Origin of the sequence: Actinobacillus arthritidis, from assembly GCF_029774155.1 — a bacterium.
Classification (GTDB): domain Bacteria; phylum Pseudomonadota; class Gammaproteobacteria; order Enterobacterales; family Pasteurellaceae; genus Actinobacillus; species Actinobacillus arthritidis.
Map to the genome: position 1 here is coordinate 786,132 of NZ_CP103833.1, position 13,462 is coordinate 799,593.

The following is a 13,462-nucleotide window of genomic DNA, read 5'->3' on the forward strand; positions in this document are numbered from 1 at the left end:
TTATACAATTAAAGTTTTATTTGGTTCTTTAGCAATTTCCCTTGCTAATTTCGGCACTAAATAGCCGGATGTGATCTGTTGCAATTCTTGATAAATTTTGACCGCTTGTCTATCTTCAATAAAGAAATGACTTGCTCCTTCTACTCTATCGAGCAAATGTAAATAATACGGCAATACACCACTATCAAATAATTTATCACTTAATGCTTTCAGTATTTGTGCATTATCATTAACCCCTTTGAGTAAAACGGATTGATTGAGTAACACAACATTTGCTTGGCGTAATTGGTTAAGTTTATCAGCTAAGACTTCATCTACTTCATTAGGATGATTGATATGTGTGACCATCACGACTTTTAAACGAGATTTTGATAATCGGTCACATAATTGTTGTGTGACACGGCTTGGAATCACCACCGGTAAACGGGTATGAATCCGTAAGGTTTTAAGATGCGGAATTTGTTCCAAAGCGGAAATCAACCAATCTAATTCGTTATCTTTTGCCATTAACGGATCACCGCCGGAGAAAATCACTTCTTCTAATTCCGTATGTGCCGCAATATAGTCCAATCCTTGTCGCCAAACCGCTTTACCGCTTTTTACTTCATCATAAGGAAAATGACGGCGGAAGCAGTAACGGCAATTAATTGCACAGCTATTTTTAATCATAAATAGCAGACGGTTATGATACTTATGCAAAATATTTGGTGCAGGGCTGTGCTGTTCCTCTAACGGATCTTTCACAAAGCCTTCCATCTGTAAAAACTCCTCAGTTGCCGACATTGCCTGCAAAAAAAGCGGGTCATTTTTATTACCTTTTTGCATTTTTTCGGCAAATGGGCGAGGCACACGTAATGCAAATAATTTACGTGCTGTTATTGCCGTTTCAAATTCCTGCGGATTCAGCTCAAGATATTCTAATAAAGCAATAGGATCATTAAAGGCCTGAGCCAGTTCGATAAGCCATTGGGGTTTGGAAGATTCAATTTGGACTGATTGCATAATTCTTAGAGGCTTACTGCTCTCGATCTGAAATTTTATAAAAAACAAAAAGGGCGTACGCAGTACGCCCCTACAATTATTTAATTTTAAGGTGCTAAATTACACGCTAGTGGTGAACCGTTTGGATTAACCATCACGATAGGTGAAGATTGACCACCTTGTGCCGCTAAATATTGCACGCCCGCAATACAATAACGGCGATAACCGTCTGTTTTTTCCACTAAGAACGGATCAACTTGCCCACCAATGCTCTTAAATGTTGCTACCGTAGCTAGTGCGGTATTTGCAACATTTTGTGTATTTTGAACCGCTTGTGGTTGAGCTGTTGCCGCTGGTTGCGATTGAGTTTGTGCTTGTGCTTCGGTCGGTGCAAGCATTTCACTTAACACATAACCTGCCGCCGCACCGGTTGCGAAACTCGCTAAACGGTTTCCGCCATTCGCTTGTGGCTGTTGATTTGGAATCGCACGATTTTGTGTATTATCAAATGTTGCGTCTTTTTGCGTATTTGATTGGATAGATTGCGTTTTTTGTGCCGCAATCGGTTTACCCGTTACCGAACGAGATGAACCGCCACGCTTTGCTTCCGCAACGGTTGCGATAGATAAGGCGATGATTGCAGAAAGAGTAATAACTTTTTTCATTGAGTTTCCCTTAATTAAATAAGATTTTTGAAGTATAGCGTAAAAACTTTTAGAGATCTTTCGCTAATTGCTGTATTATATGGGTCTTTTTGACAAATCCAATAGCGGATTTCTAAATTTTGTTAATTTCTTGTTAATTATTGAGGAAACAATGGCTAGCTACAGCACTAATGACTTCAAACCGGGTTTAAAATTCATCCAAGATGGTGAACCTTGTGTAATCGTTGAGAACGAATTTGTTAAACCGGGTAAAGGCCAAGCATTTACCCGTACTAAAATCCGTAAATTAATCTCTGGTAAAGTATTAGAGATCAACTTCAAATCAGGTACTTCTGTTGAAGCGACGGACGTTGTAGATTACAACTACACTTACTCATACAAAGATGAAGATTTCTGGTACTTTATGCACCCGGAAACATTCGAACAAATCTCTGTAGATGAAAAAGCACTAGGCGACAACGACAAATGGTTAGTTGACCAAGCTGAATGTATCATCACATTATGGAACGGCTCTGCAATTTCTGTAACTCCACCAAACTTCGTTGAATTAGAAGTAGTTGAAACCGATCCGGGCTTAAAAGGTGATACAGCAGGTACCGGCGGTAAACCGGCAACATTAAGCACAGGTGCAGTTGTTCGTGTACCATTATTCGTACAAATCGGCGAAGTAATCCGTGTTGATACTCGTTCTGGCGAATACGTTTCACGTGTGAAATAATCTGATTTTATAAGAATTTAAGCGGTCGAATTTCTTGCAAATATTGCAAACAATTCGACCGCTTTTTATCTTGTAAATATTAGAAAAATAACTAAATGTTCACTTCATTTTTCCAAGAAAATATCAATCTATCTCCTATATAAAAATTTCTCTCTGCGTATAAAAATCCATAACTTTTTTCGTTATCTTTTAACCTATTAGCTAAAATTCCTAAACGCTTGCGAAGTTTTCTAACGTTTTCTGGCGAAATCGCATAAAAGTAACGTTCATTTTCTTCTTTCATTACAAAGTTAATACTTCTAACTCGACCAACATCAGGAAATGTAGATTGCTCTAAGTGCTGTAACACTAAGTCAATCTCTGTTGGATTAGTTATTGCTCTGCTCTCTGCTTTTTTTATTTCTTCTTCATCACGAATAGCTTTGGGCGATTTTCCATATTGATTATCTCCTACTGACCCTTTAGCAAAAACAAAATACAACCAAGCAAAAGGAATAATAACTGTCCAAGCCCAATAGGGATTTTTATCCATATCTTTTAAGCGACCTGCTGTAAGGTATATTCTGATTCCTAAATGAATAATAAGAATTACATATAAAGATTCAATTCGATTCTGATACTCTTCCCAATTATCATAATATGAATACTTAGCACTATAGATTATAAAGCCACTAAATAAAATAAAACTACAATATGCCAATACTGAATATCCTAAATAATTTAGCCTTGATCTACGCATTACCTCCTCCTACTAACTTACCCTCTGGAGTCAACCACATTCCATCGGACAAGTACACGTTATCTAAACCATTACCACCGATAGCATCATAAATCTCTAACATATCTTCTTCTGCAAAATATTCTTTCATTTTATGTATGGTTAGATCTTTATATCTAAACCAATCTTCAAGTGCATAACCTGCATCTACCACTTCTTGCAACGTACTAAACCCCATCTTTTCACATAATGACTCCAAGTTATGAATCCAAATTTTGTCATCTTTTATAAAGTACGAATTGTTATAAGCAAATTCATCAAATTTCTCCTCATAACCTGCCAATATTGCTTTTTCGCAACTTTCCTCATAATTCCACTTTCCTGCCATAGTAAATTCTCCGAAATGTTTTTAGCAATACTTATTGTTCTTTATCTGTCAAGATAAAGAACATAGAGTGTACACTCTAAAAATTGTCCATTTTTTATACTTCAAATAACTGATACAACTATTGGCTTTTATTAGAAATTTGTAAAATTCTGATAAAATCTAACCGCTTGAGATAAGCTATTAAACCGTGTAAAATTTGGAGTTATTTTTATAAAACAGAGAACAATTATGACAGAAGAAATTTTAGAAAATGCGCCGGAAACCCGTGCGAATTTTATTACCCATATTATTGATGAAGATTTAAAAAGCGGTAAACACAATAATGTTTACACTCGTTTCCCACCTGAGCCGAACGGCTATTTACATATCGGTCACGCAAAATCTATCTGCTTAAACTTCGGTATTGCCCAAGAATATAAAGGCTTATGTAACCTTCGTTTTGATGATACGAATCCGGTAAAAGAAGACGTTGAATACGTTGATTCAATCAAACAAGACGTAGAATGGTTAGGCTTTAAATGGGAAGGCGAACCTCGCTATGCGTCTGACTATTTTGATCAACTTTACGGCTATGCGATTGAGTTAATCAATAAAGGTTTGGCTTATGTTGATGAACTTTCGCCGGATGAAATGCGTGAATATCGTGGTACGTTAACTGAGCCGGGCAAAAACAGCCCGTACCGTGACCGTAGCGTGGAAGAAAACTTAGCGTTATTTGAAAAAATGAAAAACGGTGAGTTTGAAGAAGGTAAAGCGTGTTTACGTGCCAAAATTGATATGGCATCACCGTTTATCGTAATGCGTGACCCGGTCATCTATCGTGTCAAATTTGCTCACCATCACCAAACCGGTAATAAATGGTGTATCTATCCGATGTACGATTTTACACACTGTATTTCGGATGCGATTGAACGCATTACTCACTCGTTATGTACGCTTGAATTCCAAGATAACCGCCGTTTATACGATTGGGTACTTGAAAATATTTCTATTGAGCGTCCATTACCGCACCAATATGAATTTTCTCGTTTAAATTTAGAAGGCACACTCACTTCTAAACGTAAATTATTGAAATTAGTCACAGATGGCACGGTGGACGGTTGGAATGACCCACGTATGCCGACAATTTCAGGTTTACGTCGTCGTGGTTATACACCGGCATCATTACGTGAATTTTGTCGCCGTATCGGTGTGACAAAACAAGATAACGTGGTGGAATACTCTGCACTTGAAGCTTGTATTCGTGAAGATTTAAACGAAAACGCACCACGTGCAATGGCAGTAATCAATCCTATTCGTGTTGTGATTGAAAACTTTGGTGATAAAGAAATCTTAAAAGCACCGAATCACCCGAACCGTCCGGAATTAGGCGAGCGTGATTTACCGTTTACGCGTGAACTTTATATCGATGAAGCAGACTTCCGTGAAGAAGCAAATAAACAATACAAACGTTTAGTATTGGGTAAAGAAGTGCGCTTACGTAATGCTTATGTAATTAAAGCTGAGCGTGTAGAAAAAGACGAAAACGGTAAAATCACTACCATTTTCTGTACTTACGATCCGGAAACTTTAGGTAAAAATCCTGCTGACGGTCGCAAAGTGAAAGGGGTAATTCACTGGGTATCCGCGGAAGATAACAAACCGGCTGAATTCCGTATTTACAACCGTTTATTCACGGTAGCAAACCCAGGTGCTGAAGACGATATTAATGCGGTATTAAACCCAGAATCATTGGTAATCAAACACGGTTTCGTAGAACAAAGCCTAGTTAATGCAAAAGCGGAACAAGGCTACCAATTCGAACGTGAAGGCTATTACTGTTTAGACAGTAAAGACGGTTCGGCTGAAAACTTAGTATTTAACTTAACTGTAAGTTTAAAAGAAGGTTTTACCGCTTAATTTTTTGATGATAGCGGTCAGAAATGACCGCTTTTTTACACTATTCGAGGCAATATGAAAAAAGTGATTTTGTTAGTGGCAAGTATTTTAGTGATCAGTGCTTGTTCGCAATCTAAAAATGTGTATTTTAACGGTGCGGAAGGTTCAAACTCTGGTATCAAGTACGAATCAACCACTAAAGAGTTTTCATTAAACTAGATTTAAATAAAAACGGTCATTACGACCGTTTTTTTATGCTTTTTTACTATGTAAATGATTGCCGTCTTGTCGAGCTAAACGAGCGATATTAAGTGCTAATATTAGCCCGAAAATTGCAGAGGTGAGAAATGTGTAACTAAATGCTTGTGTTAGTAATACATCCGTTTCGCCGATATTTGCACGATACATACCGAGAATTACCGCAGAAACGGCTATGCCTATGCCGATGCCAACCTGTTGGACGACACTCATCATTGTTGAACCCGCACTAGCGTATTGATCGCTTAAATCACACACCGTCAATGTATTTACTGCAGTAAACATAAATGACATACAAGTCCCAAACCATATGACCAATAAAATAAAGAGCCATAAAGGCGATTGAGCATTAAGTACGGACATACTAATAATCGCTAATGTCATTAATAACGCATTAACAAGTAAGGTATTCCGGTAGCCTAGTTTTTCTAATACTCTGCTAATAAACGATTTTGCTAAAACGGAGCTTAAAGCTAAAGGTGCCATTAACCAACCAACAATGTCCGCACTGTAGCCAAAAGCCACTTGTAACATTAACGGTAATAGAAAAGGTATGCCTGAGCCACTTAAACGAATTAACATATTCGATGCAATACCGATACGGAACGTACGGATTTTAAACATCGCTAAAGGTAAGAGAGGTTCTTCTGCTCGGTAAGCATACCAACAATATCCGCAAATCAGTATAAAACCCACAGCTAAAATCGGTGTGGCTTTGGCTAAATTACCAATATCTTCAGCGATAAATTCTAAGCCTAAAGTAAGCCCGACTAATCCTGTCGCAAATAAGAAAAAGCCTCTCCAATCCAATTTACGTGGCGGTTGTGTGAGATTCGGCATAAATCGACCAGCAATCATTATACCGATTAAGCCAATCGGAATATTAATCAGAAATATCCAATGCCATGAAGTATAAGTTACTAACCAACCACCCAAAATCGGACCAAGTATCGGTCCAGTCAACCCAGCCATTGCCATTAAGTTCCACGTGGCAACCAGTTGTGTTTTCGGTACGCTACGAATAATAGTAAGCCGAGCAACCGGCATCATTAACGCACCGCCAACACCTTGTATGATACGAGCTAAAACTAAGCTATTTAACGACCAAGATATAGCACAAGCAATAGATCCCAAGACAAATAACAAAATCGCACCGCGAAAAACTCGCAATGTACCGAATTTATCCGCTAACCAACCACTTAACGGAATTAAAGCGACAACAGTCAACGCATAACTGATAATTGCCATTTGCATATCTAACGGGGATTCTTTTAGGCTATTGGAAATAGCCGGTAAGGCAGTATTCAGAATGGTCGCATCTAATGCCTGCATAAATAAAGCTAATGCGGCAATCCATGCTAATCCTTTATGTGAAACATCTCCCATATAAGCCTCATAGATCAGCGGTTAAATTCTGAGATCACTTTACAAGTTTTTCCCAGTATTTAACCGCTTATTTTTCAATTAATATTTTCTTTGCCATTCCTCTTTATAAAACATTACCGGTTTCTCTACTTTTTGTAAGAGCTGTTGATAATAATCATAGGCTACAACATTTTGTACATAACCTCGCGTTTCATAAAACGGAATAGAGGCAACAAATTCATCTAAAGCAAGTTTACCGTTTGCTCTGACAAGCCAACGATCTACCCTGCTTGCCCCAGCATTATAAGCCGCAATTAAAAAACGGTTATTCGGATATTTCGCATTAAGCTCCGCCAAATGTGTTGTACCCAGCATAATATTATTAAACGGTTGTAATAAATCTTGCTCGTTACGATAAGGCAGTTGATTATCCTGTGCCGTTTTTTGTGCAGTAGTCGGTAACATTTGCATCAATCCGAGTGCGTTTGCGTGCGATCTGGCTTGGAAATCCCAGGCACTTTCTTGACGAGCAATAGCCATCGCAAAGGTTTTACTTATCGGTTTTCCTTGCAGATTTAGATCAAACCAATCGGAATAAGCATTCGGTAAACGCAATGATAAATAATCAAACGCTTTTGCCTGAATTGTACCTTCTACTGATAGGTCATACCAATTTTGTTGTTTAGCATAAGCGGTAACTGCTAATTTTTCATCAGTAGAAAGCCCATCTAATAACTCAATCCAAGCCGTTTTCGCTTGTGCAAAACGTTGTAAATCCCGAAATTCCTTAATGCGATCAAATTGGGGCTGTAAACGATCCGTAACATCTGATTCTAAGATCAATCCTTGTGTCGGCACATATTGCGCCCGAGTAACTGAGCCGCTAACATCGGATAAAACCCACGTTCTTTCGCAAGCACTAATAGCAATGCGTCACGCTTCTTAGTCTCTTTCTCTGCTTTCGCCATCCAATAACGCCATTCCGGTTTATGCTTAGCATCATTCGATAATAAGCCTAGCCATTCATCTAAGGGAGTCTGTTGCAGAATGGCTAAACGGATACGACGTTCGGTGAGATTATCTGTTTGTAATTGCTGAATCTGTTGATCTCGCCACGTATGAAAATCTGTATTTTCATTATCAAAAAGCCGATTTAAGAAAGTGACTTTCCACGTTTTTTGTTCATCCGCAGACAAGCCTAATTTATCCGCCCACATCTGATAAGGGGTAAAATCCGGATTCTCGATATTCTCAGCAATGGTTTTCATAAATTGCGGAAATGCTTGATTGGCAATCGCTCTGCTTTGCTCATCTCCAGTCGCTTGTTCAATAAATGCCGGTAACGTTTGTGGCTGTTTCGCTAACTGTTCTACCGCGACTAACCAATTCTTAAATTCAATTGGTTGATTTTCAGCGATTGCTAATAAGTTACTTAATTCGGATTTTGCATTTTTCTCAAATAAATGGACCGCTTTTAAACGAATTTTCTCTGCGGTTATCCCAAATTTAGCTTTCCAATAGGTTTCTAAATCGCTACATTCCGCCGGTAAAGCGGTTGTTTTTAACCATAATTTTTCAAACTGTGTTAATAAATCCGAAATCAGAAACTCGTTTCTTACAATTTGGTCCTGTGATTGATCAGATTGTAATTTTTCCGATAATAATTGGAATTGCGAGGCTAAGACTCGGCATTGATTATCGCCAAGCGGTGTCACTTTTTCACTATAGGTTAATACATCAGCCCATTTCTGTTGAGCATATAATTGTGAAAAAGGTAACTGTTCAAACTGCTTTTGGTAAGGAGAATTAGGATATAAAGCCAAGAAAGATTTAATATCTTCATCAGTAACTTGCTGGCTCTCGATTTTAGCTTTCAAAAATGCCCAATCTATATCGCCTTTAAGCGGATAGCCATCTAACGATTGAAGCAATGCTTTCACTAATCGCTGAGTTTCCGCTGACAATTGTTTATCCGTAATTGCCGCTTTAAGTAAGTTATCCGCAATTAAAAATGTTTCTCGCCGCTTTGTTCTTTGTTCTGCCTGTTTCTGCCATTCTGATTGCTGTTCGGCAAGCCATTGTGCTTTTAATGCTGTTACTTCACTTTCGGTAAATGTTTTAGCAACAGGCTTCTCTGTCGCCCAAGCGGCTGAACTTAATACGAGCAATGCAAATAACGTTTTTTTCCAAATCATAAATTTTCCTGTCCTACTTAACATCGTAGATTTTTAGAAAAAGAAAACCGCTTGAAGTTCATTTAAGCCTTACAAGCGGTCAAATCTTAATAAAAAATTACAACTATTCGTCCATTACAACTTTGCCGATAAAATCAAGATTGCGATATTTTTGTGCATAGTCGATACCATAACCAACCACAAATTCATCCGGAATAGCAAAACCTGCCCATTCAACTGGCACGTCCACTTCACGACGTGAAGGTTTATCAAGTAAAGTACAAATAGCTACCGAACGAGGATCACGTAATTTCAAAATATCACGCACTTTGCTTAACGTGAATCCAGTATCAATAATATCTTCAACGATGAGTACATCTTTACCGTGAATCTCACCATCAAGATCTTTTAAGATCTTCACATCACGGTTAGATTCCGTACCCGAACCATAACTAGAGGCAGTGATAAAATCCACTTCAACCGGCACATCAATTAAACGTACTAAATCCGCCATAAACATAAATGAACCACGCAAAAGCCCAACAACAACTAAATTTTCACAATGTTCGTGAGCATAATGATGATTAATTTCTTGAGCAAGTTCTGCAATACGAGATTGCACTTCTTCATTAGAAATAAGCGTTTCTACGTGATGTTTTTTCATAAGGTTTAAATTCCAGTAAATAAAATTGGCTTAATGATAATGACAATCAATAAGAAAATCAAAAGAAATTTGGCATAACACCATAATGTTATGCCAATTTACTTATTTTAATTGTTCGAATGCCTGACGAAGATCCGCTTTTAGGTCTTCAACGTGTTCAAGACCGACAGAGAAACGCGACAAGTTATTAGTAATACCACGAGCAATACGCTCCGCTTCCGGAATATCCATATGCGTTTGGGTCGACGGGTAAGTGATAAAACTTTCCGTACCGCCTAAACTTTCTGCAAAGGTAATCAAATTGATCGCCTTTAAGAATTTCGGCACCCACTCTTCTTTTTGTAAACGGAACGAAAGCATACCGCTCTTACCTGAATAAAGTACGCTATCAATCTCAGGCTGTTCGCTTAAGAATTTCGCTAATTCGGTGGCATTCGACTGGTGGCGTTCCATACGTAACGCGAGCGTTTTTAAGCCACGCACTGCAAGGTAAGAATCAAATGGTGAAAGCACTGCGCCTGCACAGTTTTGGAAGTAGAATAAACGTTCCGAAAGATTTTGACCGTTTACTTTAGTCGCCTCTGAATCTTTCGCTACAATCAAACCGGCTAACACATCGTTATGACCAGAAAGGTATTTCGTTGCACTATGAATTACAATATCCGCACCGTGTTCAATCGGACGGAATAAAATCGGAGTTAAGAAAGTATTATCCACAATTAACATTAAGTTATGTTTTTTCGCAATTTTAGAAATGGCATCAACATCACACTCTTCCATTAATGGATTTGACGGTGTTTCGACAAAAATCGCTTTAGTGTTTGGGGTAATAGTCGCTTCAATCGCCGCCAAATCTGCAGTATTTACATAAACCGGTTTTACTGTATTGTGGTGTTTATGACTGAAATCGAATAAACGGTAAGAACCGCCATATACATCGCTTGAAATAATCCATTCATCCGGTGCTTTGAAAAGCGACATCACTAACTGAATTGCCGCCATCCCAGATGCCATTGCAAAGCCTGCATCACCGCCTTCTAAATCTGCAATACCTTGCTCTAACACAGCACGAGTCGGGTTTTTTGTACGAGTATAATCCCAACCGGTCGATTCGCCTAAACCATCACGGCCATAAGCGGTTGATAAAATAATCGGTGTTGCTACCGCACCTGTACGAGGATCAGTACGGTTACCTAATTGTACCAATGTCGTTTCAATATTGTTGTATTTGGTCATTTTTCATTCCTTTCATTATTTATTTTAAACGCACTCAGTGCGTCCCTACATTCAATCCAAACTATAAATTATTCAGATCCAAAACATCCGTCATATCAAACAGACCGTTTTCTTTTGTATTCAACCATTTAGCGACTCGCACTGCACCGTTGGCGAAAGTCATACGACTTGAGGCTTTGTGGGCAATCTCAACACGCTCACCTTCATCGGCAAACCATACCGAGTGTTCACCGACCACATCACCGGCACGAATGGTGGCAAAGCCAATTTCATCACGTTTGCGTTCACCGGTAATACCTTCACGGGCAAAAACACCATGTGTCTTAAGATTACGTCCAAGCGTTTTGGCGATATGTTCGCCCATTGATAATGCTGTGCCGGACGGTGCGTCCACTTTATGACGATGGTGAGCTTCAATCACTTCGATATCGCAATAATCGCCCATCACTTTTGCCGCTTTTTCTAATAACTTGAATACGAGGTTCACACCGACACTATAGTTAGAAGCAAACACAATCGAAATTTGCTCTGTCGCCGCTTGAATCGCTTGTTTACCTGCATCATCAAAGCCCGTTGTGCCGATCACCATTTTTTTGCCGTTCGCCACACAAAATTTAATATGTTCGAGCGTACCTTCCGGACGGGTAAAATCAATTAATACGTCAAAATTGGTATTTTGGCTTAACTCATCACTAATTTTTACCCCTGTTGTACCGATGCCAGCCACTTCACCTGCATCCGCACCAACTAAACTTGAGCCTTTACGCTCAAATGCCGCACCTAATTCCACGCCTTCCGCATTTTGTACCGCAGTAATCAAGTTGCGTCCCATACGACCGCCGGCACCGACGATTCCGATTTTTAATGTCATTGTCTCTTCCTCTATAATGTCTTTTTCTTGTTAAAATAAGCGGTCTGATTTTGCCATAATTTTACAAATTTTTGTGAAAATTTTACCGCTTATTTATATTGATTTTACTTATTGTGGTTTACGTCCCATGACCGCAATATGTACGGTAATTTCTTCTCTATCGTGATAAAGATGTTTTGCTTGGATTTTAAACCAAAAACCTTGTTTTTCGAGTTCTTCTTCAAGATAGGCTAAACATAATTGCACTTCTTGATAACGTTTTTTCATCGGTAATTTTAAGTTAAAAATCGTTTCTCGACACCAACCGTTAATTAACCATTTACCGATTAATTTGCTGATCCGCATCGGTTGTTCCACCATATCGCACACCAGCCAGTCGATAGTTTTACGTTTAGGTGGTTGGAATTTAAAACCGTCTTCAGGACAATGCTCAATACGTCCGGTTTCGTGTAGGCTTGCCGCCATTTTGCCGTGATCGACTGCATATACGAATACGCCACGTTTAACTAGTTGATAGGTCCAACCGCCCGGGCAAGCTCCTAAATCTACACCAGTCATTTCATCGGTAAACCGTTTTTTCTCTTCCGCTTCTGGAATAAAAGTAAGAATCGCTTCTTCTAATTTTAAGGTCGAACGACTTGGGGCTTCCGCAGGGAATTTCAAACGGGGAATCCCCATAAAAAACGGCGACTTATTGTCGTTATAAGCATAACCGACATAACAACAGCCCGGACGGATGAATAAAATATGTAAGCTGATACTGCCCTTTGCACGCTCAGACTTAGTTAGCCAGCCTTGCTTTTTCAGGCTATTACGCAATGGTACGGTAAATTTACGGCAAAAGGTCAGTAATTCTTTTGCTTCGTTGGTATCAGGCGTTTCAACAAAAATATCCGAACTGTGACGAGGATTTAACGCTTGGTATTGCTCTAAAATCGGTGAAATACGATCTTCTGCCGGCAAGTCTTGTAACATATCGCCGACCACAATCATTTGACGAGCAAAAATCAGCTGTTCAAATTTTAATTCTCTGGCTAAGCGATCCGCATCGCCGGCTTGATAACATTCAAAAATGATATAACCGCTATTTTCTTTTAAATTCACAAAGCCAAACACACCAAGTTGTGCCGCTTTATCGGTAATCTCACCGGCAGTCTCTTTCTCAAAGCCTGCTCGGCAATATAATGCAAGTTTATTCATAGGTTTTCTGATTGGTGAAAAATGTGGTTAGTATAGCGTTTTACAGACTATTTTGATAGGAAAAACAAGTTATTGATTAAAAACACAATATGGACATAATAACAGGCGTTATTTTTGCAGTGATGTGAAAACAATAGGTGGCAGGGAGAATGTAAAAATCCCTGCGGGAACAGGGATTTTGCGTTTGACCTGCTTTTGATTAACTCATTAGACAGGAACTATAAAATGCAATTTAAACTAACCTGTAACGAGGGTAAATTGCAATTGTCAATCAAAATTGATGTCGGAATCATTCTAGCGTTGATTGCGTTGACAAGTCAATATCTGACACCATAAAACAAAAACA

Annotated in this window: 12 protein-coding genes and 1 pseudogene; 3 read left to right on the forward strand and 10 right to left on the reverse strand. The window is 38.8% G+C overall.

Annotation, left to right across the window (positions count from 1 at the left end; genetic code table 11):
* Both epmB and NYR89_RS03710 read right to left on the reverse strand, forming a co-directional pair.
* Positions 1-1,002: an EF-P beta-lysylation protein EpmB gene (epmB, locus tag NYR89_RS03705; protein WP_279446391.1), complete on the reverse strand. Its 1,002-nt coding sequence runs from the start codon at positions 1,000-1,002 to the stop codon at positions 1-3.
* Positions 1,003-1,088: 86 nt separating this feature from the next.
* Positions 1,089-1,646 carry a hypothetical protein gene (locus NYR89_RS03710; RefSeq protein ID WP_279446392.1) on the reverse strand — a complete coding sequence of 186 codons (558 nt, stop codon included), beginning with the start codon at positions 1,644-1,646 and terminating at the stop codon, positions 1,089-1,091.
* Positions 1,647-1,797: 151 nt separating this feature from the next.
* On the opposite strand from NYR89_RS03710, the gene efp reads away from it, so the two are divergent.
* Positions 1,798-2,364: an elongation factor P gene (gene efp / locus NYR89_RS03715; protein WP_279446393.1), complete on the forward strand. Its 567-nt coding sequence runs from the start codon at positions 1,798-1,800 to the stop codon at positions 2,362-2,364.
* Positions 2,365-2,455: 91 nt separating this feature from the next.
* Here efp and NYR89_RS03720 read toward each other — a convergent pair whose 3' ends face one another.
* Both NYR89_RS03720 and NYR89_RS03725 read right to left on the reverse strand, forming a co-directional pair.
* Positions 2,456-3,103 carry a DUF805 domain-containing protein gene (locus NYR89_RS03720; RefSeq protein WP_279446394.1) on the reverse strand — a complete coding sequence of 216 codons (648 nt, stop codon included), beginning with the start codon at positions 3,101-3,103 and terminating at the stop codon, positions 2,456-2,458.
* The gene (locus NYR89_RS03725; protein ID WP_278227009.1) at positions 3,096-3,470 is read right to left on the reverse strand and encodes a hypothetical protein; all 375 of its coding nucleotides are present in this window, start codon (positions 3,468-3,470) and stop codon (positions 3,096-3,098) included. Before NYR89_RS03725 ends, NYR89_RS03720 begins: the two co-directional genes overlap by 8 nt.
* Positions 3,471-3,698: 228 nt before the next feature.
* Here NYR89_RS03725 and glnS point away from each other — a divergent pair, with 228 nt between their 5' ends.
* Both glnS and NYR89_RS03735 read left to right on the forward strand, forming a co-directional pair.
* Positions 3,699-5,369 carry a glutamine--tRNA ligase gene (gene glnS / locus NYR89_RS03730; protein WP_279446396.1) on the forward strand — a complete coding sequence of 557 codons (1,671 nt, stop codon included), beginning with the start codon at positions 3,699-3,701 and terminating at the stop codon, positions 5,367-5,369.
* A 54-nt stretch (positions 5,370-5,423) separates the two neighbouring features.
* Entirely contained in the window at positions 5,424-5,567 is a 144-nt protein-coding gene (locus NYR89_RS03735; protein ID WP_279446397.1) for a hypothetical protein, read from the forward strand.
* 33 nt (positions 5,568-5,600) lie between these two features.
* Here NYR89_RS03735 and NYR89_RS03740 read toward each other — a convergent pair whose 3' ends face one another.
* The 6 genes and pseudogenes from NYR89_RS03740 to rlmM all read right to left on the reverse strand — a co-directional run bounded on the left by NYR89_RS03740 (position 5,601) and on the right by rlmM (position 13,116).
* Complete coding sequence (locus NYR89_RS03740; RefSeq protein WP_279446398.1) at positions 5,601-6,992, reverse strand: DHA2 family efflux MFS transporter permease subunit; 1,392 nt, start codon at positions 6,990-6,992, stop codon at positions 5,601-5,603.
* 78 nt (positions 6,993-7,070) lie between these two features.
* Positions 7,071-9,166 (reverse strand): annotated as a pseudogene (locus NYR89_RS03745) (transglycosylase SLT domain-containing protein).
* A gap of 103 nt (positions 9,167-9,269) precedes the next feature.
* Positions 9,270-9,809, reverse strand: coding sequence for a hypoxanthine phosphoribosyltransferase (gene hpt, locus NYR89_RS03750; RefSeq protein WP_279446399.1), 540 nt, complete (start codon positions 9,807-9,809; stop codon positions 9,270-9,272).
* 102 nt (positions 9,810-9,911) lie between these two features.
* Positions 9,912-11,045, reverse strand: coding sequence for a methionine biosynthesis PLP-dependent protein (locus tag NYR89_RS03755; RefSeq protein WP_279446401.1), 1,134 nt, complete (start codon positions 11,043-11,045; stop codon positions 9,912-9,914).
* A 61-nt stretch (positions 11,046-11,106) separates the two neighbouring features.
* A complete protein-coding gene (gene dapB / locus NYR89_RS03760) occupies positions 11,107-11,916 on the reverse strand; it encodes a 4-hydroxy-tetrahydrodipicolinate reductase (protein WP_279446402.1) in 810 nt (269 codons plus the stop codon).
* A gap of 108 nt (positions 11,917-12,024) precedes the next feature.
* Positions 12,025-13,116 (reverse strand): 23S rRNA (cytidine(2498)-2'-O)-methyltransferase RlmM, encoded by a 1,092-nt coding sequence (rlmM, locus tag NYR89_RS03765; protein ID WP_279446403.1) that lies wholly within the window; start codon positions 13,114-13,116, stop codon positions 12,025-12,027.
* Positions 13,117-13,462 lie beyond the last annotated feature (346 nt).

What these genes read in the sequence shown, in the direction of transcription:
- epmB (WP_279446391.1), bottom strand. Translation starts at nt 1,002, where the DNA reads ATGCAATCAGTCCAAATTGAATCTTCCAAACCCCAATGGCTTATCGAA.
- NYR89_RS03710 (WP_279446392.1), bottom strand. Translation starts at nt 1,646, where the DNA reads ATGAAAAAAGTTATTACTCTTTCTGCAATCATCGCCTTATCTATCGCA.
- efp (WP_279446393.1), top strand. Translation starts at nt 1,798, where the DNA reads ATGGCTAGCTACAGCACTAATGACTTCAAACCGGGTTTAAAATTCATC.
- NYR89_RS03720 (WP_279446394.1), bottom strand. Translation starts at nt 3,103, where the DNA reads ATGCGTAGATCAAGGCTAAATTATTTAGGATATTCAGTATTGGCATAT.
- NYR89_RS03725 (WP_278227009.1), bottom strand. Translation starts at nt 3,470, where the DNA reads ATGGCAGGAAAGTGGAATTATGAGGAAAGTTGCGAAAAAGCAATATTG.
- glnS (WP_279446396.1), top strand. Translation starts at nt 3,699, where the DNA reads ATGACAGAAGAAATTTTAGAAAATGCGCCGGAAACCCGTGCGAATTTT.
- NYR89_RS03735 (WP_279446397.1), top strand. Translation starts at nt 5,424, where the DNA reads ATGAAAAAAGTGATTTTGTTAGTGGCAAGTATTTTAGTGATCAGTGCT.
- NYR89_RS03740 (WP_279446398.1), bottom strand. Translation starts at nt 6,992, where the DNA reads ATGGGAGATGTTTCACATAAAGGATTAGCATGGATTGCCGCATTAGCT.
- hpt (WP_279446399.1), bottom strand. Translation starts at nt 9,809, where the DNA reads ATGAAAAAACATCACGTAGAAACGCTTATTTCTAATGAAGAAGTGCAA.
- NYR89_RS03755 (WP_279446401.1), bottom strand. Translation starts at nt 11,045, where the DNA reads ATGACCAAATACAACAATATTGAAACGACATTGGTACAATTAGGTAAC.
- dapB (WP_279446402.1), bottom strand. Translation starts at nt 11,916, where the DNA reads ATGACATTAAAAATCGGAATCGTCGGTGCCGGCGGTCGTATGGGACGC.
- rlmM (WP_279446403.1), bottom strand. Translation starts at nt 13,116, where the DNA reads ATGAATAAACTTGCATTATATTGCCGAGCAGGCTTTGAGAAAGAGACT.